The sequence below is a fragment of the Streptomyces sp. NPDC023838 genome, assembly GCF_040639555.1.
Taxonomy (GTDB): Bacteria; Actinomycetota; Actinomycetes; order Streptomycetales; family Streptomycetaceae; genus Streptomyces.
On sequence record NZ_JBFAAD010000012.1, the window covers coordinates 39,435 to 62,888 of the forward strand.

A 23,454-nucleotide genomic window follows, 5' to 3' on the forward strand; every position below is an offset into this window, starting at 1 on the left:
CGTTGCGGTCTGGACCATTGCCCTGTCAATACGCCCGCACCCGGGCCGCCGCCCCGGCCGGGACACGGTTGTCAGTGGTATGCGTCAGAATTGAGCCAGGGCCAGCGCACGAGTGCTTTCAACATTCACAGCATCGAGGGGCACGTATGTCCGGACTGATCGACACGACGGAGATGTATCTCCGCACCATCCTCGAACTTGAGGAAGAGGGTGTGGTCCCCATGCGCGCCCGGATCGCGGAGCGACTCGACCAGAGCGGGCCGACCGTGAGCCAGACGGTCGCGCGCATGGAGCGCGACGGCCTGGTCCAGGTCGCGGGCGACCGGCACCTGGAGCTCACCGACGAGGGCCGCCGACTGGCCACGCGCGTCATGCGCAAGCACCGCCTCGCCGAGTGCCTGCTCGTCGACGTGATCGGCCTGGAGTGGGAGCAGGTGCACGCCGAGGCCTGCCGCTGGGAGCACGTGATGAGCGAGGCGGTGGAGCGGCGCGTCCTTGAGCTGCTGCGCCACCCCACGGAGTCTCCGTACGGGAACCCGATCCCGGGCCTGGAGGAGCTGGGCGAGAAGGCCGAGGCCGACGCCTTCCTGGAGGACGGCATCATCAGCCTCAACGAGCTGGAGGCGACGGAGGACGGCATGACGGTCGTCGTGCGCCGCATCGGCGAGCCGATCCAGACGGACGCCCAGCTGATGTACACGCTGCGTCGCGCGGGCGTGCAGCCCGGCGCGGTCGTCAGCGTGACGCGGTCCCCGGGCGGCGTCCTGGTCGGCAGCAGCGGCGAGGCCGCCGAGCTCGGCGCGGACGTGGCCTCCCACGTCTTTGTGGCGAAGAGGTAGAAGCAGAGGCGGAAGAGGCGGGCGCCAAGGCGCTGGACGGGGGCGGTGTCGCGCGGGTGCGCGGCGCCGCCCCCGTTTCCTTTGGGGCGTACGGGAGTTGAGAGGGTGGGCCGACCGCTGTGCCCGCCCGCCCATTCCGGTCGGATCGGCAGCGGGCGGGCGGTTCGCGTGCCACGCTGTCGGGTGAGGCATATGACGTGAAGGACCTGACGGGGAAGACCTGAAGGAGCGCAGGAGCGCAGGAGTACGGCCGAGGAGCGGAGGGGAGGGGGGATCGTGTCGAAAGCCCTGCTGCCGGCGTCTCCCGCCTCCGGCGGGCCCGGCGGGCGCCCCGGAGCCGCAGAGGGCCCCGGCGCCCTGCGACGCCGGGGCCGTCCCTCCCCGGTGCTGACCCGGAGCCCCGAGCTCTCGGGGTCAGCTCCCTCGGGCCGGCCGGTCGGTTCCACCGTGGCCGCCCGCCTCCCGCAGAAGATCTCCCCTCGGGGCGGGCCGTCAATCCTTGAGTCCGGTCACTCGAACGAGGGGTGTTGCGCGAGAGACGCGAGTTTTCGAATAGAGGTTCGATACCCTGCCGTGAACTGACCTCAGAGCTTCGGGGGACTGAAGGGGGTGCCAGGACACATGGTGCGACGCAGCGACGTGACGGGATCCGATGGCGTACGCCTCGCTGCCTGGGAGTTCGCGGACCCGCCCAAGGACCGCCCGGAGAGGGACGGCCCGGAAAGGGACGGCCCGGAGAAGGACCGCCAGGAGAGCGACCGTCAGGAGCAGGGCGGCCGGGAGAACGGCCGGCCGGGCCCCGGGCCCGAGACCGACCCGGCTCCCGGGGTGTTACTGCTCCACGGACTGATGGGCCGCGCCGCGCACTGGGCGCCCACCGCCCGCTGGCTCGCCGAGAAGCACCGCGCGGTCGCCCTGGACCAGCGCGGCCACGGCCGCAGCGACAAGCCCGCCGAGGGCCCCTTCACCCGCGAGGCCTACGTGGCGGACGCCGAGGCGGCGATCGAGCAGCTCGGCCTCGCCCCGGTCACCCTCGTCGGCCACTCCATGGGCGCCCTCACCGCCTGGCAGCTCGCCGCCCGCCGCCCCGAGCTCGTCCGGGCCCTGGTGATCTGCGACATGCGCGCCTCGGCGCTCGGCGCGGCCTCCCAGCGCGAGTGGGAGGACTGGTTCAGGTCCTGGCCGGTCCCGTTCGCGACGCTCGCGGACGTACGGAAGTGGTTCGGCGAGGACGACCCCTGGGTGGAGCGCCCCAGCCCCGCGCGCGGCGAGTTCTTCGCCGAGGTGATGGCCGAGCGCGCCGACGGCTGGCGCCCGGTCTTCTCCCGCCGCCAGATGCTGAAGTCCCGCGAGACGTGGGTGTACGACGCGCACTGGGAGGAGCTGGCCCAGGTCCGCTGCCCGGCGCTGGTGGTCCGCGGGCTCGACGGCGAGCTCGGCCGCGCCGAGGCCCAGGAGATGGTCCGCGTCCTGCCCCGCGGTCAGTACGCGGAAGTGGCCGACGCCGGCCATCTCGTCCACTACGACCAGCCGGAGGGCTGGCGGTCGGTGGTCGAACCGTTCCTCCAGGAGACGGCCGGGCACCCGGTGCCGTCGTCCACCTGAGCCGGTCGCGCACTGGGCCGGTGCGGGGGCGTCAGCCGCGCCCCGAGGCCGCCGGGGCCGAGGCACTGGCCAGGGGCTGACCGGGCACCGGCTTGGCGGGCGGCGGGGTACTGGCCGCGGGCTGACTGGGCGTCGGTTTGGCGGGCGCCGGGGTACCGGTCGCGGTCTTGCTGGGCGTCGGGGTACTGGCCGCGGGCCTGCTGGGCGTCGGCGTCGCCCACACCGGGTACTGCTCGCCCGCCTGCATGTTCTCGTACAGCTGAGGGACCGTCACCAGCGTGTAGCCCGCCGCCCGCAGCCCCGTGATGATGCCGGGCACGGCGGGCACGGTCCACTTCAGGACGTCGTGCAGGAGGACCACGCCGCCCGGCCGCGCCCGCTCCAGGACCAGCTTCCGTACGAGCTCGGTGGTCGTGTTGTGGTAGTCGGTCGCGGTCACGTTCCACAGGATCTGGGCGAGTCCGAGCGCCCGGGCCGCGCCCGTCACCCGGGCGTCGGTGAGGCCCTTGGGCGGCCGCATCAGCGTCGGCTTGACGCCCGTGAGCTGCTGGAGCACCGACTGGGTGAGGCTGAGCTGGCGCAGGACCTCCGCCTCGGGCAGACCGGTCAGGACCGGGTGCGTCCAGGTGTGGTTGCCGATCGTGTGGCCCTGCGCGGCGATCCGCCGTACGAGATCGGGATAGGTGTGCACGGGCTTCTCACCCACCAGGAAGAACGTCGCCCGCACGCCTTCCCGGCCGAGTATGTCCAGCAGCTGTGCGGTGTACGGGCCGGGCCCGTCGTCGAAGGTGAGCGCGATGCACTTGGCGGTGCGGCACAGCGGTGAGTACGGCAGCGAGCGCGGCCCCCGGCCGCCTTGCGGTATGACCTCCGGCGGCATCTCGTCGCCCTCGTGCACATGGTGTACGGGAGTGGCCCGGGGCGCGTCCGAGACGGCTCCCGCGCCGGTGGCGCAGCCGACGCAGGCGAGCAGTACCGCGGCGGCCAGCCCTGCGGTCGCGGCCCTGAGGGTCACTCGATACGCGGTCACACAGAAGATCTACCCAGGCCCCCGTCCGCCGCGCATGCGGGCGTCACCCACGTGGGTGACGCCCGCCCAGCGAAGCGCCCGGCCGGAGCGGTCAGCCCCGGCTGACCGCCGTCAGGATCTCCGGCAGCCGCCTCGCCGTGCGCGGCGCCGCCACGCGCAGCCCGGCGTACGCGACGAGCGCCCCGTACGCCGCCCCCACCGGCAGCAGCAGCCACAGCGCGCCGTGCCGGTCCGAGACATGCAGCCAGATCGTCAGGGCGATCAGCGGCGCGCAGAGCAGAGCGCTGGTGAGCATCCCGCCGAGGATGGCCAGGGCCGCGATGCCGCCCTGGCCCGGCGCCACGTTCTTGCGGCTGTCCTGCGGGACCGAGTACGCGAAGAGCGCCGAGCCGGCCGCGCCCGTCGCCAGCATCGCGCCGAGCAGCCCGAGCGAGAGCCCCAGTACCTGGGGGAACGCCGGCCAGTTGCCGACCAGCGAGGCGGTGACCACCGCGATCAGGACCGTGTACGGGGCCGTCACCAGCGCGATCGCGTACGCCCGGGCGCGCAGTTCCAGGAAGGCGTCCCGGGGCGTGGAGATCGTCTGGACGACCATCCAGAACGCCGAGGTGTCCTGGCCGAACTGGTTGTACATCTGGGAGCCCAGCATGAACGCGCCGAACGAGGCGAAGTAGAGCGTGCCGTTGCCCTGGAGCGCGTTGACGACCGGGACGATCAGGCCGAGGGCGAGCGAAGTGATCCACTGCGCCTTGGTCTTGGGGTCGCGCCAGGCGTACCGCAGGGTGCGCAGCATCACTGTGCCGGTGCGGCCCTCGGGCAGCAGCCCGGTAAGGCCCGGCCGGTCCGCCTGCTTGCGGGCCGTGTCGGCGGGCCGCAGCGTCGAGCCGTCCGGGGTCGTCATCAGCCGTACCAGCGAGCGCTGCCAGGCGTACAGCAGGGCCGCCAACGCCACGGCGGTGAGCAGGAGTTGCAGTGACGCCCGCCCGTACGCGCCCTCGCTCGCCGCGTCGACCGCGCCGATCGCGGCGGCGGGCGGCAGCCAGCGGACCACCTTCCCGGCCGGGTCGAGCGCGGAGAGGCCGCCCGAGTCGCCGAGTTTCTGTACGCCGAAGTTGACGAACTGGAAGCCGATGGCGATCACCAGACCGCTGAGCACGGCGAGGTCGCGGCCCTTGCGGGAGGTCAGCAGCCGGGTGTTGGCGGTCGCCACCGCCCGCGCGAGCGCCACGCACACCAGGATCGTCAGCGGTACGGCGAGCACCGCGACGGCGCCCGCCGCCGCGCTCTGTGCCACCGCGATCGCCGAGCCGAGCACCAGGCAGAGCGTGAACAGCGGCCCGATGCCGACCAGGGAGGCGGCGAGCAGCGCCACGATCAGCGAACGCGGGCGCAGCGGCAGCATCACCAGCCGGGTCGCGTCCAGGGTCTCGTCGCCGCTGGGAAAGAAGAGCGGCATCACGGTCCAGGCGAGCGCGAGGACGGCGGTGACCAGCACGGCCACCGTGGCCGCGTGGGCGTCGCCGCGCAGCGCCAGCAGGCCCAGGAGCTGGAGGGCGGCGAAGAGCAGGGCGAGCACGGCCGAGGTGATGTACGCGGCCTTGCGCCCGCCGGACTGCCGCAGCCCGTTCTTGAGCAGCGACAGCTTCAGCCGTACGAAGAGCGGTGTGAGGGAGGGCGCGCCCGGCGTCGCGGGGGCTTTCGGGGCCGTGGTGCTCATCGGGCCGCACCGCCGCCGAGCCAGTCGAGGGTCTCGCCGGTGTCGCGGCCCTGGGCGCCCACGAGTTCGAGGAAAGCGTTCTGCAGGGAGCTCGCGCTGCCCCGGACCTCGGCGAGCGTGCCCTGCGCGCGGATGCGCCCGGCGGCCATCACCGCGACCCAGTCGCACAGCGACTCGACGAGCTCCATGACGTGGCTGGAGAAGACGACGGTCGCGCCGGAGGCGGTGTAGCGCTCCAGGACGCCCCTGATCGTCTGCGCGGAGACCGGGTCGACGCCCTCGAACGGCTCGTCCAGGAAGAGCACTTCGGGGTTGTGCAGCAGCGCCGCCGCGAGCCCGATCTTCTTGCGCATGCCGGTCGAGTAGTCCACGACGAGCTTGTGCTGGGAGCCCGCCAGGTCCAGGACGTCCAGGAGCTGGGTGGCCCGCTTGTCGACCTCGGCGCCGGGCAGCCCGCGCAGCCGGCCGGTGTAGCCGAGCAGTTCGCGCCCCGTCAGGCGCTCGAAGAGCCGCAGGCCCTCCGGCAGCACGCCGATCCGGGACTTCACGGCGACGGGGTCGCGCCACACGTCGTGGCCGCCGATCTCAACCGTGCCGCGGTCGGGGCGGAGTAGGCCGGTCACCATCGACAGGGTGGTGGTCTTGCCCGCCCCGTTCGGCCCGACCAGGCCGATGAACTTGCCCGCCGGAAGCTCCAGATCGATCCCGGCGACGGCGATCTGCTCGCCGAAGCGCTTCCACAGGTCGCTGACCCGGACGGCGGGAGGCGGCTGAGCGGGCTCGAAGCCGCCGTCGAATGTCTGGTCCGGCATGGTGGTGCGCCTTTCGTCCCCGTCCGTACGTCCTTACGTACGTTGTGGGGACAACCCTACGAGCGGCGCGCCCGGGCGGCGGCGGCCTCGCGTCCGCAGGCGTACGCGAGGGGGCTGATGAGCTCCTCCGCGTCGGGCAGCCAGCGGTTGGCGGGGGTGGGGCGGCGGGCCCACTGCACCGCGCCGCGGCCGCCGATGCGGGTCGGCGGCGCCGCCACGTACTCCCCCTCGCCCCGGGTGATCAGGTCGATCGAGGCGGCCGTCCAGCCCAGTTTGCACACCAGGTCGGGGACCTTCGCGCCGGCTCCGGGCAGCACGAAGAACAGCATCCGGCGGTCCGGGGTGCAGGTGACCGGGCCGAGCGTGAGCTCCATGCGCTCCATGCGGGCGAGCGCGAGGAAGCCCGCCGACTCCGGGACGTCGATCGCGTCGAACGTGCGCCCCGTGGGCAGCAGGATCGACGCCTTCGGCTGTTTCGACCACAGGCGGCGGGCGGCGACCGCGCTCCCCGTGGCCTGGGTCGCCCAGTCCGGCCGGGACGGGTGCGCCCCCGGCGACGGGCATGCGGCGTCGCCGCACGAGCAGTGCTCCACGCCCTCGGCCGCCTCCAGCCAGGTGCCGGGGAACACGTCCCAGTGCCGCTCTTCCGCGTACCGCACCGCGCTGTCGAGGAGCTGGTCACCGCGCTGCTTGGGAATCTGTGCGGCTTCCGTGCCTGTGATGGTCTCTTCCACGCAGAACTCAACTCCCGCCATCACCGCGGGTTACGGGCGCGCGGCGGGCGGGGCAGGAGCATCGATCCTGCATCCGGGGCGCATGGGTGCATGGACGGGGGCGCGCGTGCGGCCGCGCCTCTCGTGGCGGGTAGCCACAAGCGGGGGGCTCCGGGGAATCAGGCAATGCGCGCGTTCGTCCGACATCATCCGTGACCGGCATTCATCCGATTTACCGCACATTCTCTGTTTCCCATGCTTTTCTTCGTTCCCTTCGCTTCCGCCGCATTCTCTGCCTTTTCGCAGGGCAGTGATCACACGAGTGATCAACTGCCGCATCAGGGGGTTCACATGGCAGCCAGGCCTCTAGTCGCCCGCCAGCCCAATGAACGGCTGCAGGCGCTCATCCAGGAAGCCGGGTGCTCCAACGCGGGTCTAGCCCGGCGCGTCAACATGGTCGGCGCCGAGCGCGGGCTCGACCTTCGGTACGACAAGACATCGGTGGCGCGCTGGCTCCGCGGCCAGCAGCCCAGGGGACGGGCGCCGGGCATCATCGCGGAGGCGCTGGGGCGCAAGCTCGGGCGCACCGTGACGATCGACGAGATCGGCATGGCGAACGGCAAGAACCTGGCGTCGGGGGTGGGGCTCCAGTTCTCGCCCACCGTCCTCGGTGCGATCGAGCAGGTCTGCGAGCTGTGGCGCAGCGACGTGGGCCGCCGCGACTTCCTGACCGGCTCCACGGTCGCCGCCTCGGCGCTCGTCGAGCCGAGCCGCGACTGGCTGATCACCGGCGCGGACACGCAGGTCGCGCGGAACGCCGGGCAGCGGGTCGGGGTCGCGGACGTCGACGCGGTACGGGCGATGACGGAGGCGCTGGTCGAGCTCGACCACCGGTTCGGGTCCGGGCATGTACGTCCGGTCGTCGTCCACTACCTCAACAGCGTGGTGTCCGGGCTGCTCGCCGGCTCGTACCGGGAGACGGTCGGGCGCCAGCTGTTCGCGGCGGTGGCGCGGCTGACGGAGCTGGCGGGCTACATGGCCGTCGACACCGGCCAGCCCGGTCTCGCCCAGCGCTACTACATCCAGGCGCTGCGGCTCGCGCAGGCGGCGGGGGACCGGGGGTACGGGGGGTACGTGCTGGCCGCCTCCATGAGCCACCTCGCGGCGCAGCTGGGCAATCCGCGCGAGATCGCGCAGCTGGCGCGCGCGGCTCAGGAGGGCTCCCGGGGCCGGGTCACCCCTCGCGCCGAGGCGATGTTCTTCGCGGCGGAGGCGCGGGGGCACGCGCTGCTCGGGGACGCGCGTACGTGCCAGACGGTGGCGGGGCGGGCCCTCGCCGCGATGGAGGCGGCGTCCTCGGACTCCGGCGACGACCCGTCGTGGATCGCCCACTTCGACCACGCGTACCTGTCGGACGAACTCGCCCACTGCCACCGGGATCTGGGGCAGCCCGAGGCGGCGGCGCGGCGCGCCGAGGAGTCCCTGGCGGGCCTCCCCGAGACGCGGGCGCGGCGCCGGGCGATCGGGCTGATCCTGCTGGCGACGGCGCAGGTGCAGCAGCGGGAGGTGGAGCTGGCGTGCGCGACGGGTTCTCGGGCAGTCGACCTGCTGTCCACGCTGCGCACGAACCGCGGCGCGGACTATCTCGAGGACCTCCAGCAGCGGCTGGAGCCGTACGCGGACGAGCCGTCGGTACGGGAGTTCGGCGCCCGCCTGGAACTCCAGGCGGCCTGAGCCCCCACCGTGCCTCTCCCGGGGGCTACGCCCCCGGGCCCCGGGGTGTTCGTTCGTCTGCGGGCCGTCCCCAACTGGCCGCGCAGTTCCCCGCGCCCCTTGAATGCCGCTCCGCGGCATCCCCTGTGCGCCCCGCAGGGGCGCATCTCAGGGGCGCGGGGAACTGCGCGCTCAGCCCAAACGGACCTGCACCCGACTGACGGCCAATCTTTTAGGGGCGCGGGGAACTGCGCGACCAGCCCCCACCGGGCCGCAGGTGAACACGCATCCTTCGAAAGCCCCTGCCGGCCCGCAGGCGAACACGCACCCCCGACGGGGAACGGCCATAAGGGGACTGGGGGCCTCCCCCCAGATGGGGTTACGCGAAGACCACCGTGCGGCGGCCGTTCAGCAGGATCCTGTGCTCCGCATGCCACTTCACCGCCCGCGCCAGCGCCTGGCACTCCACGTCGCGGCCGACCGCCACCAGCTGGTCGGGGGTGACCTCGTGGCCCACCCGTTCGACCTCCTGCTCGATGATCGGGCCCTCGTCCAGGTCCGCGGTGACGTAGTGCGCCGTCGCGCCGATCAGCTTCACGCCGCGCGCATGCGCCTGGTGGTACGGCTTCGCGCCCTTGAAGCTCGGCAGGAAGGAGTGGTGGATGTTGATGATCCGGCCGCTGAGCTGCTTGCAGAGGTCGTCGGAGAGGACCTGCATATAGCGGGCGAGCACGACGAGCTCGACGCCTTCCTCCCGTACGAGCGACAGCAGCTCCGCCTCCGCCGCCGCCTTCGTCTCCTTCGTCACCGGGATGTGGCGGAAGGGGACCCCGTACGAGGACACCAGCTCCGCGAAGTCCGTGTGGTTCGAGACGACCGCCGCGATCTCGACCGGCAGCGCGCCGATCTTCGAGCGGAAGAGCAGGTCGTTGAGGCAGTGGCCGAACTTCGACACCATCAGCACGATCCGCATGCGCTCGTCCGCGCGGTGGATCTGCCAGTCCATCTGGAACGAGTCGCCCACGGCCGCGAAGCTGGCCCGCAGCTTCTCCACCGTCACCGGCGCCTCGGCCGAGAAGTGGACCCGCATGAAGAAGAGACCCGAGTCGCGGTCTCCGAACTGCTGACTGTCCTCGATATTGCAGCCGGTGATGAAGAGATAGCTCGACACGGCGTGCACGATGCCCTGTTTGTCCGGGCAGGAGAGCGTGAGGACGTACTGGTCAGTCATCCAGGCAGGATGCCACAACCCCGTCGGCCCGCCGGGCACCGCTCAGGATGCGGACCCCTGCGTGGACTCCCAGCATGGACCCCCGCGTGGACCCCTACGCCGCCCGCGTCAGGATGCGCAGGACCTCCAGCGAGCGCGGCTGTTCGTCCGGGTCCTCCCCGTCGTTCGCCGCCAGCCGTACGTGCGCGTCGCGCGCCGCCCGTACCGCCTCCGGCCACCCGTGGTGGGCCAGGAACGCCGACACCGGGGCGTCCGCGCCGACCTGGTGCATGATCCGCAGCACCCGCAGCACCGCCACGTCGACGAGCGCGGCCTCGCCGGAGTCCCGGAAGACCGTGCCCACGTACTTCTCGGCCGACCAGTTGTCCAGCCAGGTGTCCTCCACCAGCCGGTACACGGCGTCGGTGATGTCCCCGTACCCCTCCCGCCCGGCCAGCCACACCTCCTGCTGGAAGGTCTCGTCGGAGAGCATGTGCAGCGCGGATCGCACGTTCGCGCGCCAGCGCCACCACGGCATGTCATTCAACGGCATGCCGCCCATGGTGGGGGAGCGACGGCCGCGACGGGAAGAGCTGGCTGAACCTTGCTGCACGCGGACGATCGTACGTTCACTCTCCCCCCACCCTCCCGGGGGCCCCGGGCGACTCCGTAATTCACCCGTGCGTCACCCAGTGTTGGGAAGTGCTCACTCTGCCGTTACCCATGAGGCGGAAGTGTGCAGGGACATGACCGGATGGCGCAGCTCCTCCTCTCCCCGCCCCTTCCACTCCGTGGCGACCGCGCTGGTCGCCGCGTGTGCGGCGGTCGGAGCCCCGCTGGTGACCGGCTGTGGCGCGCTCCCTGGGACCACGGGGGGATCCAGGGAGCCCGTCACGGTCATGACCTGGGCGCCCGACGAGACCCGTGCGACCAATATGCCCGGAATGCCGTCCATGGCGCAGGCGTACGCGCGCTGGGTCAACGCGCACGGCGGCATCGACGGGCACAAGCTCCAGGTCCTCACCTGCAACGAGCACAACACCGCCACCGGCGCCGCCGAGTGCGCGCGCCGCGCGGTCAAGGAGAACGCGGTCGCCGTCGTCGGCTCCTACAGCCAGCACGGCCGCGCCTTCATGGCCCCCCTGGAGGCCGCCGGGATCCCGTACATAGGCGGATACGGCGTCTCCGACGAGGAGTTCACCAGCGCGCTCTCCTACCCCGTCAACGGCGGCCAGGCCACGCTCCTCGCCGGCACCGGCAAGCAGCTCGCGGTGTGGTGCGAGAAGGTCGCGCTGGTGCGGCCGGACACCGTCTCCGGCGACATCATGCCCTTACTCCTCAACTCCGGCCTGGCCGCCGGCCACCGCAAGCCGTCCGCCGACATCCGTACGACCGAGGACGCGGGCGACTACACCCCGCAGGCCCAGGAGGCTCTCGTACGGGCCGGGGCGGACCCGGAACTGCCCGGGAAGGTCGGCAGGAAGGCGGCCGCGGAACGGGCCCGCAAGGGGTGTGTCACCGCGGTCCTGGGCGACCGCACCGAGACGTTCTTCGACTCGTTCCGGCGCGTGGAGAGCGACGACCAGAAGGTGCAGATCGCCTCGGTGCTCGGCTCGGTCGGCCAGCCCCTGGTCGACCGCACGGGCGGCGCGGACGGGCCGTTCGAGGGCGCGTACATCACCGGCTGGTACCCGGAGGCGGGCGACGCGCGCTGGGGGCCGATGCGGCAGGTCATCCGGGAGCAGGCGTTCCGGGACGACACCATCGACGCGGCGGACGCGGGCGTCCAGACGACCTGGATCGCGTACACCGTCCTGAAGAAGGTCGTCGAGTCGCTCGACCAGAGCGGCGTGGCCGCGCACGACCTCGTACGCGCCCTCAACAGGGGCGTCAGCGTGGAGACGGGCGGGCTGACGCCCACGCTGCGGTGGAAGTTCGAGGACATGCTGGCGGCGCCGGACTTCCCCCGGATCGTCAACCGCGATGTGACGTTCCAGGTGGTGAAGGCGGGCCGCCTCACGGCGGCGCAACGCGGCTTCACGGACGTGAGCGCGACGCTGGAGGACGCGTCGGCCCTGGGCTGAGGCGCGCCTCTCGTACGCCGTTACGGGCGCCCCGGAGGCGAACCGAGCCCAAAAGTCACAGCTGCGCGGAGGAGCGCTTGGTCAGGCCGTACTTGGTCGCGATGGCGTTCCACAGCCCCGCCGCCTGCTTCTTGGCCAGGGTCGCCTCGCCGCTGGCGCGGTCGCCCTGGGCGGCGTCGGCCGTACGGCGGGCGTGGCCGTGCTTGCACCCCTTGTCCTTGCCGGACTGGTCGGCCCAGGCGGCGTAGTGGTTGTCGGCGGACGCGGACGCCTGCCACGCCTTGGTGAGCTCGGCGGTGAGCTTGGCGTTGTTCGGCAGCTTGTCGACGGCGACCTTCTGGAGCCGGGTCACCAGCTCGCCGCGCTGGCGGGCCGCGTCGCGCAGGGTCGCGGCGGCGGCGGCCTGCTTGTCGCAGCCGCGGATGTCGGCGACCGCGCCGATGACGGCGTCCCGGCTGTTGTTGCTGTCGGCGAGCAGCTTGTCGAGCTCGACGGCCTGCGCCTTGGCGGGGTCGGCTTCGGCCTTGCCGTCACCGCCGCCGGTGGTCGGGGTGGTCGCGGCGATGGGCGCGTTGTCGTTCTTCTTCTCGCCGCCGTCGCCGCCGGTGCCGCTGATCAGATACCCGGCACCGAGCCCGACGACGGCGAGGCCGACGCCGACGGCGGCGATGACGCCGAGGCGGGAGCGGCGCGGGGGCTCGTCGTCGTAGGAGTCGTACGCGTCGTACGGGGCCTGCTGCGGCGGCGCCTGCGGGGTCTGCATCTGGACCTGGACGGGCGGCGCCGGGGCGAACCGCGGCAACTGCTGCTCACCCGGGCGTTGCCCCTGCGACGGGGGCCCGTCGTTCCTGAAGAGGCTGTCGAACTCGGCGGGCGGCTGCCGCTCCTCGGGCGCGCCCGGACGGATGCCGTACGGCGTGTCCTGCGGGGCGGCCGGAACCGGCGGCAGGAACTGGGTGGCCTCGCTGCCGCCGGGGGCCTCCGGGGGGAGGGCGCCGGGGGATACGGGCGCGATGTACTGCGTGGCCTCCGAGGCGGAGGGGATGGGCGCGATGTACTGGGTCGCGTCCGAGGCGTTCGCCGGGTTCGCCGGGTTCGCCGGGTCCACCGGGGGCGGGGTGAGGTACTGGGTCTCCTCGGCGCCGCCGCCGTTCGCCGGGACGGGGGCGATGTACTGCGTGGCCTCGCCGCTCTCGGCGGGCAGGGGCTGCCCCCAGGCGGGTGCCGGGGCCTCGGGTCCCCACGGCTGCCCCCAGGGCTGGGCGCCGGGCGGCGACGGGGGCAGCGGGGCGGATCCGTCGGCGGGCAGCACGACGCCCTCGTGTGCGGGCCGTACAGCGGGAAGCTGCGGCTCGTCACCCTGTCGGCTCTGCGTCACCGGGACTCCTACGCGTGGGACTACGGAATCATCGAGCCACGCTACCGGGTCCCCGGGGCGGGGTGCCACGCCCACCGGGTTGAGCCCCCACCCCGCCCCTTCCCGAGACCCTCCGGGGGAGAGGGGGCGGAAGGTGGTCTCCCGGGGGCTGCGCCCCCCGGCCCCCTGTGCGGGGGCCTGCGGCCCCCGCACCCCGCTCACGGGGCTGCGCCCCGGGGCCCCTGTTCGTCCGCGGGCCGTATGTGGCTGGTCGCGCCCACGCGGCGGAGCCGCATATGTCACAGCCCCGCGCCCCTTAAGTGCCGCTGCGCGGCATCCCCTGGGCGCCCCGGAGGGGCGCTTTTAGGGGCGCGGGGAACTGCGCGACCAGCCACAGAGGACCTGTAGACGAACGCTGCCGGGGTGCAGGGGCCGCAGGCCCCGCCCGGGGTCCGGGGCGTAGCCCCCGGGAGACCGCCTTCGCCCCCGCCCACCCGGAGGGTTTCGGGAAGGGGCGGGGTGGGGGCCCTAAAGCCTGCTCAACGACGCCGTCGCCAGTAGGACGTCCCTGATCGCCTCGTGGTCGCCGAGGCGGCCCGCCGCCGCGTCCTCCGGCGGCACATGGCCCGCCGCCAGGCGGCAGAACTCGACGCCGTCCAGGGCGATGTGGCCCACCTCGTGGTCGGGGGAGCCGACCGCCGCGGGGGAGTCGAGGGAGATGTACCAGTCGCCTCCTCCCGCGCCCTCGATCTCGAGGCGGAGGGAGCGCCCGGGCGACCCCGCCGCGACCAGGTGACGCGGCGGCGCCGCCAGCCCCGCCCGCCGCCGGGCCGCCAGCACGTCCGGAAGGATCCGCGCCGCCAGCCCGATCATCTGGCGCATATGCGCCCCGGACGGCGGGTCGTACGGATAGTCCACCGCGTCCGCGATGTCCCCCGCGTGGATCCAGCACTCGAAGGCCCGGTCGAGCAGCGCGTCCTGGAGGGGAAGGGCGAAGTCGCCGTAGGGAACGGCGAGTTCGGCCGCGCCACGGCCCGCGAACGACACCGTACGGATCAGCGTGTGCGTCTGCTCGCGCCACGGCTCCCGTACCGCCCGCGTCAGCGGAAAACGCGTCGAGGTCCAGAACGCCTCGGTCCGCGCCGTCGGACCCGCCGGCAGGCCCGCGCCCGCCGGGTCGTCCAGGCCGAGCGCCGCCGTCACCAGCCCGTCCACGGCCATCAGATGGCCGATCACGCCCGCGACCGTGGTCTTGCGCTGCACCTGCTGCTCGCGCTCGAACCACTTCAGCCGTACCGGCGCGTGCCACTCCGCGTCGCCGAAGTCATTGAGGAGGGCGTCGAGCCGGGCGGCCTCCGCGTCGTACGCGGACGCCCAGTCCGGCACCGGGATACGGGCCGGGCGCCGGCCCAGGCAGTTCTCCAGGACCCGGGACCGCAGCAGCGGGTCCAGGTCCAGGCTGCGGTCGGTGTGCAGCAGCCCCACCGCGTCGCGCAGCCTCAGCGCCTCCTCCGCGCAGGGCGCGCACTCGGTGAGGTGCGCCTCCACGGCCTCGGTCTCCTCCGCCGAGCACGCGGTCAGCGCCCACGCCCCGAGCAGCGATTTCAGTACGGCGTGCGAACGGGCGGCCGGCTTCGGCGAGGGCGAGGGCGACGGGGAGGACGGCAGCGGCTCCGGCAGCGGCCCCGGCGACGGCAGTCGTTCGATGTCGTCCGCCGCCCGGCGCGGTGGCGGTATGCGCGGCGTGCCGTTCTCGTCGTCGGGAAGCGCAGGACCGTGCTCGGCGGGCCCGTTCACAGCGCACGTCCGTAACCGGGCGGCGAGGAGCCCTCCGGCGGGCGGGTGTTGGCCGTGGACAGCAGCTGGAGTCCGAGCCGCAGCCGGCGCCGGGCTTCGTCCTCGCTGATGGAGAGGTCGGCGGCGGCCTGGCGGTAGTCGCGCCGTTGGTGGTACGCGAGCTCCAGGGCCTGGCGCAGCGGCGCGGGCATCGACGTCACGATGTAGTCGGCGCGGGCGGCGGCCGTGGCCCGCAGCACCTTCGCCTCCAGCTCCTCGGTGGAGCCGCCGCCGTGCTCCGCGTACTGCGCCGCCTCGGCCTGGCGCAGCCGCAGCACGGCCTGGCGCTGGGTGAGCTTGGCGACCCAGGAGCGCATGGAGCCCTGCTTGGGGTCGTACGCGTCCGGGTTCTCCCACACGTAACCGAACACCTCGCGGGTGATCTGGTCGGCGGCGGAGTCCTCGCCGAGCACCCGGTGGGCCAGGCTGTGCACGAGCGAGGCGAACCGGTCGTACAGCTCGCCGAGCGCGGCCGCCTCGCCGCGCGCCAGGCGCTGCTGCATCCTGCGGTCCCAGCGAGGTGGTGCGTCCTTCACCATGCGGCTCCCCAAACCGTGTTACGCGTGTACCGTCGTGCGTTCTTTGTGCCTTTTGTCCGCACCCCTGTGTACTCGTGTCTCCTCGAATGTAGTGCGCCCGGCCGAGAAGACACGCTCCTTTGCGGTAAGTGCGCCCCGAAGCGGCAGGTCGTGATAGTGGCGAAGTGGTTTCGCGCGGACCGGTCCGGGCAGGCGCGCCGGGGACGGGCGGGGGCCGACGGCACAGAGAGGTACCGGACGCGTGACGCTGATCGTGAACGAGGCCGAGCAGGGCGGATGGGCCGTGGTGTGCGTCCGCGGGGAACTGGACCTGGTGACGGCGCCGCAGGTCAGGCGCGTGGTCCATGACGCGGTGGCGGCGGGCCGGCGCGATCTGGTGCTCGATCTGTCCGGGGTGCTGTTCTGCGACTCCAGCGGCGTCGGCGTCCTGATCGCCACCCGCCGCCTGATCCGCTCCTGCCGGGGCAGGCTCCGCCTGATCCTCCCGGCCCGGGGCGCGGTCGAGGGCTCGCATGTGAACCGGGTGCTGGCGGCCCTGGGGGTACGGCGCCTGTTCGACGTGTACGGGGACGTGGACGCGGCGGCGAGGGAGGAGGAGCAACCCCTCTCCGCGTGAACGCTCCGCTGGGGGCCCGGGGTTCGTCTGCGGCCCGGTGGTGGGTTGCTCGCGCAGTTCCCCGCGCCCCTGAGATGCGCCCCTCCGGGCCGCCCAGGGGATTGCCGCGCAGCGGCATTTAAGGGGCGCGGGGAACGGCGCGAGCAACCCAGCACGGTCGGCGGACGAACGAGGGTTTTAAGGGGCGCGGGGAACGGCGCGACCAGCCCCCACTCAGCCGCAGACAAAGGCCGGGCCAGAAAGGGGCGCGGGGAACGGCGCGACCAGCCCCCACTCAGCCGCAGACAAAGGCTGGGCCAGAAAGGGGCGCGGGGAACTGCGCGACAAGCCACCACCAGCCCGCAGTCAAGCACTCAGCCCCCGCCACCCCCGAACATCTCCCGCAACCGATACTTCAGTACCTTCCGCAACGTCTCGTTGCGCGGCAGCGCCCCCACCACCTCCAGCCGCTCCGGCAGCTTGTGCACGGACAGCCCCTGATCGCGCAGGTAGGCGGTGACCTCGGCCAGGGTCAACTCACCGGCCCCCGACGGCTGTTCGACCACCGCACACACCAACTCCCCCCGCGCCACATCCGGCAGCCCGATCACCGCCACGTCCCCGACGGCCGGATGCGCGGCCAGCAGGTCCTCGATCTCCTTCGCCGAGATGTTCTCGCCCTTGCGGATGATCACGTCCTTGAGCCGGCCGGTGAGCACGAGATGCCCGCTCTCCTTCACGAACCCCAGGTCACCGGTCCGCAGGAACCCGTCCGCGTCGAACGCCTCGGCGGTCTGCGCCGGATCCAGATACCCCTGGCAGACGGCCTCCCCCCGCAGCCGCACCTCCCCGTCCACGATCCGTATCTCCATCCCCTCCGGCGGCCGCCCCTCCGTCGTCGCCAGGTTCTCCTCCGTGTCGTCCGGCGAACCCATCGTGATCATCGGGACTTCGGTCATGCCGTAGCCGTGGGTGAGCTGGACGCCCATGTCCCGTACGACGGAGCGGTAGACCTCCGGCGGCTTCGGCGCGCCCCCGCCCGCGAGCAGCCGCAGCGAGGGGATGACCTTCGTGCCCGGCCGCTTGCGCTGCTCGGCCAGGAACATCGAGTAGAACGCGGTCGACCCGCCCGCCACCGTCACACCGTGCTTGCGGTACGCCTCCAGCGCGTCCGGCAGCGCGAAGTGCTCGAACATCACCGCCGGGAAGCCGTACAGCAGGAGCATCACCGTGTAGTCGGGCCCGGCGATATGGGCGTACGGGAACGCCATCGAGCCCACGTCGTCCGCCGACAGGTGCAGCGCGTGCGCCAGGCACGAGCCGCCCGCGATCAGCGAGCGGTCGGTGTGCAGCACGCCCTTGGGGTCGGAGGTGGTGCCGGAGGTCCAGTAGATCCAGCGGACGGAGGTGCCGTCGGCGGGCGGGGGCGGCAGGACGGCCGGGTCGCCGTCCGGAAGCGTCTCGTACGCCGAGAAGACGCCCCGCGCGCCCAGTCGGACCGCCATCGCGGTGTGGTCGAACCCGCGCCACACCCCCGGCACCCCGAAGAACTCCGCCCCCGACTCCCGTAGCGCGAAGCCCACTTCACGGTCCCGGTAGAAGGGGATCACCGGCGACTGCACCGCGCCGAGCCGGGCCAGCGCGAAGGAGAGCAGGGCCGTCTCGATCCGGGTGGGCAGCTGCCAGGCGACCACGGTGCCGGGCCGCACCCCCATGCCGTACAGGCCCGCCGCCACCCGCTCGGCGCGGTCGCGCAGCTCGCCGAAGCTCAGGGCGCGGTCGTCCTGGAGCAGGACGGGCCGGTCGGGGGTGAGGGAGGCGCGCCGGGTGACCAGTTCCCACAGGGTGCGCGAGGCGCCCAGGGCGTGTGCGGTGTCGTTCACGTCGACCCCCAGTGACCGTGGTAACTGACGAGAACTGACGAGCAGTCAGATCGTGCGCAGAGCGTAGGCCGCAGCGCCTTGTCGGTCCAGGGGTCCGGGGCTAGCCTGATTTCTGACGGGCCATCAGATATACGGACCGGCCGGAGGCCACGCATGACCGAACTGCCGCGCATCGTCAGCGTCGACGACCATGTGATCGAGCCCGCGCACCTCTTCGAGACCTGGCTCCCCGGCAAGTACCGCGACAAGGGCCCGAAGCCCTTCACCGCCGGGATCGGGGAACTGGCGTACATCGGGGGAAAGTACCGGTTCACCACGGACCCGGCAGGCCAGATCACCGACTGGTGGGAGTACGAGGGGCTGCTCTTCCCGTACAAGCGGATCATCGCCGCCGTCGGGTTCTCCCGGGATGAGATGACGCTCGACGGCATCACGCGGGAAGAGATGCGGCGGGGCTGCTGGGACCCCAAGGCGCGGCTCGACGACATGGACCTCAACCACGTCGAGGCCAGTCTCTGCTTTCCCACCTTCCCCCGGTTCTGCGGGCAGACCTTCGCCGAGGCCCAGGACAAGGAGGTCGCGCTCGCCTGTGTGCGCGCCTACAACGACTGGATGGTCGAGGAGTGGTGCGGGGACAGCGGCGGGCGGCTCATCCCGCTCTGCCTCATCCCCCTGTGGGACATCGACCTCGCCGTCGCCGAGATCCGCCGCAACGCCGCACGCGGGGTGCGGGCCGTGACGTTCTCCGAGATCCCCACCTATCTGGGGCTGCCCTCGATCCACTCCGGCTACTGGGACCCCTTCTTCGCTGCCTGCGAGGAGACCGGCACAGTCGTCAACATGCACATCGGCAGCAGCTCGCAGATGCCCGCCGCCTCCCCCGACGCCCCGCCCGCCGTCCAGGCCTCGCTCAGCTTCAACAACGCCATGGCCTCGATGATGGACTTCCTCTTCTCCGGCGTCCTGGTGAAGTTCCCGCGCCTCAAGCTCGCGTACTCCGAAGGGCAGATGGGCTGGATCCCGTACGCCCTGGAGCGCGCCGACGACGTGTGGGAGGAGCACCGCGCGTGGGGCGGGGTCCGCGACCTGATCCCCGAGCCGCCCTCCACGTACTACTACCGGCAGATCTTCTGCTGCTTCTTCCGCGACAAGCACGGCATCGCGTCGATCGAGACGGTCGGCGTCGACAACGCCACCTTCGAGACCGACTACCCGCACGTCGATTCGACCTTCCCGCACACCAAGGAGGTCGCCCTCGACCACGTCAAGGGTCTCGACGACGAGACGGTGTACAAGCTGATGCGGGGGAACGCGATCCGCATGCTGGGCCTGGACCTGTAGTGGACCTGGCTTTCACCCCGGAGGAAGAGGAGTTCCGGGCGCGCCTGCGGGAATGGCTGGCCGCCGTGCTGCCGGGGCTGCCGCCGAAGCCGGACCCGCTGGACTGGCCGGGGCGGCGCGCGTACGACACCGGCTGGCAGCGGATGCTGTACGACGCGGGGTACGCGCGCGTGCACTGGGGCGCGTCCGCCACCCTGCGGCTGATCTTCCTGGAGGAGACCGAGCGCGCCGGGGCGCCCTATGTCGGCGCGAACTTCGTGGGGCTGCTGCACGCGGGGCCCACCATCGCCGCCGAGGGCACCGAGGAGCAGCGCGCGCGGTGGCTGGAGCCGGTGCTGCGCGGGGACGAGGTGTGGTGCCAGGGGTTCAGCGAGCCCGACGCGGGCTCGGACCTGGCGGCGCTGCGGACCCGGGCGGTGCGCGACGGGGACGCGTACGTGGTGAGCGGCTCCAAGATCTGGACCTCGCACGCGGAGGTCGCCGACTGGTGCGAACTGCTGGTGCGCACCGACCCGGACGCCCCGAAGCACCGGGGCATCACCTGGCTGGCGATGCCCATGGACGCGCCCGGCATCACGGTGCGGCCGCTGCGCACCCTCGCCGGGTCGGACGAGTTCGCCCAGCTCTTCCTCGACGAGGTGCGGATCCCCGTCACCCACCGGGTCGGCGCCGAGAACGACGGCTGGCGCGTGACCATGGTGACGCTGTCGTACGAGCGCGGCACGGCCTTCGTCGGCGAGGTGGTCGCCTGCCGCCGCGTCCTGGTGGAGATCGCCCGCGCGGCCCACAAGAACGGAACCTGGGACGACCCGGTGATCCGCCGCCAACTGGGCTGTCTGCACGCCGAGTTCTGCGCGCTGTGGCGGCTGATCCAGTGGAACGTGAGCGAGGCCGAGCGCAGCGGCGGCGTCCCCGGGGTCGGCGGCTCGGTCTTCAAGCTCCGGTACTCGCACGCGCGCCAGGAGCTGTACGACGCGGCCGCCGCCGTCCTCGGCCCCGACGCCCTGGACCTCGGCCGCGAGTGGACCCTGGACCGGCTCTCCTCGCTCTCGTACACCATCGCCGCCGGCACCTCGCAGATCCAGCAGAACATCGTCGCCGAGCGGATCCTCGGCCTGCCGAAGGGCCGCTGATGGACTTCCGACTCACCGACGACCAGCGGGCGTTGAGGACGGGCGTACGCGAGCTGCTCGCCCGGCGCTTCGACGGCCCGGCGCTGCGAGCCGCCGTCGACGAGGGAGGGCTCGACCGGGACCTGTGGCGCGCGCTCGGCGAAGCCGGGTTCTTCGCGCTGCGGCTGCCGGAGGAGGCGGGCGGGGTGGGGCTCGGGCTGCCCGAGGCGGTGCTGGTCTTCGAGGAGGCCGGGCGGGCGCTGCTGCCGGGCCCGCTGATCGCCACGCATCTGGCGGCGGGCCTGGTCGACGGGGCGGCCGAGGGCGAGACCGTGGTGACCGCGCCCGACGGGGGCCTGGTGGAGTGGCTGGAGGAGGCCGACGTCGTACTCGGAGACGTCACCGGCGCCGAGCCGATCCGCTCGGCCGACCCGCTCACCCCCCTGCACCGCCTCCCGGGCGGCGGGGACGGGGGGCCGCCGGAGCGGGCGCTGCTGACCGCCGCCGAGCAGCTGGGCAGCGCGGGCCGCACCACCGCCATGGCGGCCCAATACGCCCGCGAGCGCGAGCAGTTCGGGCAGCCCATCGGTGCCTTCCAGGCGGTGAAGCACCTGTGCGCGCGGATGCTGGTCCGCACCGAGGTGGCCCGCGCCGCCGTGTACGCGGCGGCGGTGACCGGCGACCCGGTGGAGATCGCGGGCGCCAAGCTGCTGGCCGACGAGGCGGCGGTGCGGTGCGCCCGGGACTGCCTCCAGGTGCACGGCGGAATGGGCTTCACCTGGGAGGCCGAGGTCCATCTGCACCTGAAGCGGGCGTGGCTGCGGCGCGAGCGGTGGATGGCGACGGCCCCGGCGCAGGAGCGGCTGGCGGCGGCGCTGGAGGAGGCGATGTGAGCGCAGCCGCGTCCACGGGTTTCCGCCGGACGTGGGGTGGCGGGCGCCAGTCTGACGAGCCGTTGGCCCAGGCGTGATGAAGCGTCACTGAGCGTCGATACCGGGTTGTGTCCTGGTTGTGTCCTTAGCCGGACTCGTCACACGCCGGAGTCGGGGCCGCCCTCGGGTACCCTCCGTGGGGTGCGATCCCCCAGGTATCCTGCGCGCCCCTGTTCGACCCCCCGCAATGTGCGTCGCACAGTATGCACCACGCGTACTCCTTCGCGCTGGAATATGCCTGAAGCGCTTGTTGCGGTGACTGTACGTCAACCATGCTGTCTCGTAAGGAAATCACGTTCCGTGAACTTGTCGAGGCGCGAGGCGATGTGTCCGCCGGTTCGGATGGTGTGAGCGGTGCAGGTGCTTCAGGTTCAGTTGGAGGTCGGAGCCGACCCCGCAGAGGTGGGGCGCGCTCGCAGATGGGCCCGCTCACGGCTGGCGGGGTGCGGGATACGGCTGGACGAGCCGCTCGCCGAGACGCTGATCCTGCTGATCTCGGAGCTCGTCACCAACGCGGTGGTGCACACCGGCTGTCCGGCCGTGCTGCGGATGCTGTTCGGCCCCGTCGGAGGACCGGCCGACGGCGGTACGGTCCGGGTCGAGGTGGCCGACACCAGCGCGTGCGCCCCGAAGCCGCGCCACGCGGACGGCGACGACACCAACGGCCGGGGCCTGGAGCTGGTCGACGGCCTCGCCGACCGCTGGGGCTGGCAGGCGGAGGGCGCGGGCAAGTCGATCTGGTGCGAGGTGGACCGGTGCTGCGACGGGGGCGCGCCGGAGCGTACGGGAGGGGCGTTCGAGCCGGGCGCGTATGAGCCGTCGTGCGCTGTCACAAATCGGGCGTAAGCGGCATAGCTTTCACTAGGTGTTGACGCGCCGTGGTGGTCTGATCACCCTTGGATGAGCGATTCGTCGCGAGGGGACGCCGAGGGCGCGGACTGGCCCCTGGTCCGTCCTGGGCCGGTCCTGGCTCTCCTCGGCGAGTGCGGGTCGTGGCTCGGCGTGAGCTCAGGGCAAGGCTCCTTCAGGGCATGGGGAGCAGAGCGAGCACGCCGTGCCGGGTGGCGGCCGCCGTGCCGTGCTCGGGGTGCGCATGACGCGCCGCCACCCCTGGATGTGCGTTGGCGCCCGCCCGTGCGTCTACAGCACGGCGACCGGTGCGACCGGTGTCCCCGTGGCGCCCACGAACGGCTCGGGCATCGCCGACAGCCAGAACGCGTACCGCTCCTCTTGCGCACAGGCTGTGGACAACTCTTCGAGATTCCAGTTCTGCCCCTGGAGCATCCCCATCTCGACCAGGTCCAGCGCGTGCACCGGCAGCCACAGGTCCTCGATCTCCGGCGGGAAGATCTCGAAGGTGAGGGTGTCGTTGGCGACGGCCGCGACATCGCGCGCGTGGAACCACTCGGGCGTACGGACGGACAGGCCCGGCGAGGGGAATCCGTAGCCGTGCTTGTCGCCGCCGAGGCAGAGCTGGATCTGCCCGGTGCGTACGAGCACGATGTCGCCGGCCCGTACGGTGACGCGGCCCAGTTCCTCGGCGGCCGCCAGGTCCTCCGGGGTGACTGCGTGCCCACCGGGCAGCCGGTCCACGCCGTGGACGCGGGCCACGTCGAGCAGGACCCCGCGCGAGACGAGGTGGCGGGGCTTGTCGATGCCGCTGAACTCGGCGCCGCCGTGGGCGGTGATGGTGGTGGCGGGGCGGCCGTTGTAGATGCGGCCGGAGTGCGAGGCGTGGGTGAGGGCGTCCCAGTGGGTGGCGGCCTGGAGCCCGAACGTCACCGCGTCGTCGCTGGTGGCGACGGTGCCGGGGCCGAAGATCTCCTGGTTGATCTGCACCATCGTGTGCAGGGGGTTGACCCGGCCGGGGATCAGCCCGGTCTGGACGCCGTTCTGCTCCAGGGGTAGCGCGAGGGGGACGCGGCGGCCGGTGCGGACGGTGGCGGCGGCGGCGCGTACGACGTCGTCGGTGATGAGGTTGAGGGTCCCGATCTCGTCGTCCCGGCCCCAGCGGCCCCAGTTGTTGACGCGTTTGGCGATCTCGTGGAACTCGGGGGGCAGGGCGGACGGGGACGCGGTGGCTGGCATGTGGGGCCTCCATGGGTCTTGTCTTCCGGTACCTGCCGGGCCATAAAA

At 72.5% G+C, this 23,454-nt stretch carries 20 protein-coding genes; 9 read left to right on the top strand and 11 right to left on the bottom strand.

The annotated features are described in order from the left end of the window. Positions 1-146: 146 nt before the first annotated feature. Both AB0G17_RS17175 and AB0G17_RS17180 read left to right on the top strand, forming a co-directional pair. Complete coding sequence (locus AB0G17_RS17175; RefSeq protein WP_344080960.1) at positions 147-839, top strand: metal-dependent transcriptional regulator; 693 nt, start codon at positions 147-149, stop codon at positions 837-839. 621 nt (positions 840-1,460) lie between these two features. After that, on the top strand, positions 1,461-2,444 hold the full coding sequence (locus tag AB0G17_RS17180) for an alpha/beta hydrolase (protein WP_361382498.1): 984 nt from the start codon (positions 1,461-1,463) through the stop codon (positions 2,442-2,444). A 31-nt stretch (positions 2,445-2,475) separates the two neighbouring features. On the opposite strand, the gene AB0G17_RS17185 is transcribed toward AB0G17_RS17180, so the two are convergent. The 4 genes from AB0G17_RS17185 to AB0G17_RS17200 form a co-directional block, all read right to left on the bottom strand. After that, complete coding sequence (locus tag AB0G17_RS17185) at positions 2,476-3,474, bottom strand: polysaccharide deacetylase family protein (protein ID WP_361382501.1); 999 nt, start codon at positions 3,472-3,474, stop codon at positions 2,476-2,478. A 91-nt stretch (positions 3,475-3,565) separates the two neighbouring features. Further along, positions 3,566-5,191 (bottom strand): transporter, encoded by a 1,626-nt coding sequence (locus AB0G17_RS17190; protein ID WP_361382505.1) that lies wholly within the window; start codon positions 5,189-5,191, stop codon positions 3,566-3,568. Then, positions 5,188-6,003 carry an ABC transporter ATP-binding protein gene (locus AB0G17_RS17195; protein WP_361382508.1) on the bottom strand — a complete coding sequence of 272 codons (816 nt, stop codon included), beginning with the start codon at positions 6,001-6,003 and terminating at the stop codon, positions 5,188-5,190. The genes AB0G17_RS17190 and AB0G17_RS17195 overlap by 4 nt, the downstream gene beginning before the upstream one ends. A 56-nt stretch (positions 6,004-6,059) precedes the next feature. Continuing rightward, positions 6,060-6,737, bottom strand: a complete 678-nt coding sequence (locus tag AB0G17_RS17200) for a bifunctional DNA primase/polymerase (RefSeq protein WP_361382511.1) — start codon at positions 6,735-6,737, stop codon at positions 6,060-6,062. Positions 6,738-7,067: 330 nt separating this feature from the next. Here AB0G17_RS17200 and AB0G17_RS17205 point away from each other — a divergent pair, with 330 nt between their 5' ends. After that, entirely contained in the window at positions 7,068-8,450 is a 1,383-nt protein-coding gene (locus AB0G17_RS17205; RefSeq protein ID WP_361382514.1) for a transcriptional regulator, read from the top strand. Between the two features lie 358 nt (positions 8,451-8,808). On the opposite strand, the gene purU is transcribed toward AB0G17_RS17205, so the two are convergent. Next, positions 8,809-9,660: a formyltetrahydrofolate deformylase gene (purU, locus tag AB0G17_RS17210; protein WP_361382517.1), complete on the bottom strand. Its 852-nt coding sequence runs from the start codon at positions 9,658-9,660 to the stop codon at positions 8,809-8,811. A gap of 94 nt (positions 9,661-9,754) precedes the next feature. Beyond that, complete coding sequence (locus tag AB0G17_RS17215; RefSeq protein WP_361382875.1) at positions 9,755-10,201, bottom strand: hypothetical protein; 447 nt, start codon at positions 10,199-10,201, stop codon at positions 9,755-9,757. Between the two features lie 184 nt (positions 10,202-10,385). Here AB0G17_RS17215 and AB0G17_RS17220 point away from each other — a divergent pair, with 184 nt between their 5' ends. Further along, entirely contained in the window at positions 10,386-11,723 is a 1,338-nt protein-coding gene (locus AB0G17_RS17220; protein ID WP_361382520.1) for an ABC transporter substrate-binding protein, read from the top strand. Between the two features lie 55 nt (positions 11,724-11,778). Here the strand turns inward: AB0G17_RS17220 and AB0G17_RS17225 are convergent, their stop codons facing one another. The 3 genes from AB0G17_RS17225 to AB0G17_RS17235 form a co-directional block, all read right to left on the bottom strand. Beyond that, positions 11,779-13,101, bottom strand: a complete 1,323-nt coding sequence (locus AB0G17_RS17225; protein ID WP_361382524.1) for a hypothetical protein — start codon at positions 13,099-13,101, stop codon at positions 11,779-11,781. Positions 13,102-13,608: 507 nt separating this feature from the next. After that, a complete protein-coding gene (locus AB0G17_RS17230; RefSeq protein WP_361382527.1) occupies positions 13,609-14,877 on the bottom strand; it encodes a zf-HC2 domain-containing protein in 1,269 nt (422 codons plus the stop codon). Beyond that, positions 14,874-15,455, bottom strand: a complete 582-nt coding sequence (locus tag AB0G17_RS17235; RefSeq protein WP_361382530.1) for a sigma factor — start codon at positions 15,453-15,455, stop codon at positions 14,874-14,876. The genes AB0G17_RS17230 and AB0G17_RS17235 overlap by 4 nt, the downstream gene beginning before the upstream one ends. A 241-nt stretch (positions 15,456-15,696) precedes the next feature. On the opposite strand from AB0G17_RS17235, the gene AB0G17_RS17240 reads away from it, so the two are divergent. Further along, on the top strand, positions 15,697-16,071 hold the full coding sequence (locus AB0G17_RS17240; protein WP_361382533.1) for an STAS domain-containing protein: 375 nt from the start codon (positions 15,697-15,699) through the stop codon (positions 16,069-16,071). A 353-nt stretch (positions 16,072-16,424) separates the two neighbouring features. On the opposite strand, the gene AB0G17_RS17245 is transcribed toward AB0G17_RS17240, so the two are convergent. Continuing rightward, on the bottom strand, positions 16,425-17,933 hold the full coding sequence (locus AB0G17_RS17245) for an AMP-binding protein (RefSeq protein WP_361382536.1): 1,509 nt from the start codon (positions 17,931-17,933) through the stop codon (positions 16,425-16,427). A 153-nt stretch (positions 17,934-18,086) separates the two neighbouring features. Between AB0G17_RS17245 and AB0G17_RS17250 the strand changes: the two genes are divergently transcribed. The 4 genes from AB0G17_RS17250 to AB0G17_RS17265 all read left to right on the top strand — a co-directional run bounded on the left by AB0G17_RS17250 (position 18,087) and on the right by AB0G17_RS17265 (position 22,164). Beyond that, positions 18,087-19,274: an amidohydrolase family protein gene (locus AB0G17_RS17250; RefSeq protein ID WP_361382539.1), complete on the top strand. Its 1,188-nt coding sequence runs from the start codon at positions 18,087-18,089 to the stop codon at positions 19,272-19,274. Beyond that, entirely contained in the window at positions 19,274-20,407 is a 1,134-nt protein-coding gene (locus AB0G17_RS17255; RefSeq protein ID WP_361382542.1) for an acyl-CoA dehydrogenase family protein, read from the top strand. The genes AB0G17_RS17250 and AB0G17_RS17255 overlap by 1 nt, the downstream gene beginning before the upstream one ends. Next, positions 20,407-21,279 carry an acyl-CoA dehydrogenase family protein gene (locus tag AB0G17_RS17260; protein WP_361382545.1) on the top strand — a complete coding sequence of 291 codons (873 nt, stop codon included), beginning with the start codon at positions 20,407-20,409 and terminating at the stop codon, positions 21,277-21,279. The genes AB0G17_RS17255 and AB0G17_RS17260 overlap by 1 nt, the downstream gene beginning before the upstream one ends. A 393-nt stretch (positions 21,280-21,672) precedes the next feature. Beyond that, on the top strand, positions 21,673-22,164 hold the full coding sequence (locus tag AB0G17_RS17265) for an ATP-binding protein (protein WP_361382548.1): 492 nt from the start codon (positions 21,673-21,675) through the stop codon (positions 22,162-22,164). A gap of 294 nt (positions 22,165-22,458) precedes the next feature. On the opposite strand, the gene AB0G17_RS17270 is transcribed toward AB0G17_RS17265, so the two are convergent. Continuing rightward, on the bottom strand, positions 22,459-23,406 hold the full coding sequence (locus AB0G17_RS17270) for a cyclase family protein (RefSeq protein WP_361382551.1): 948 nt from the start codon (positions 23,404-23,406) through the stop codon (positions 22,459-22,461). Between the last annotated feature and the right edge of the window lie 48 nt (positions 23,407-23,454).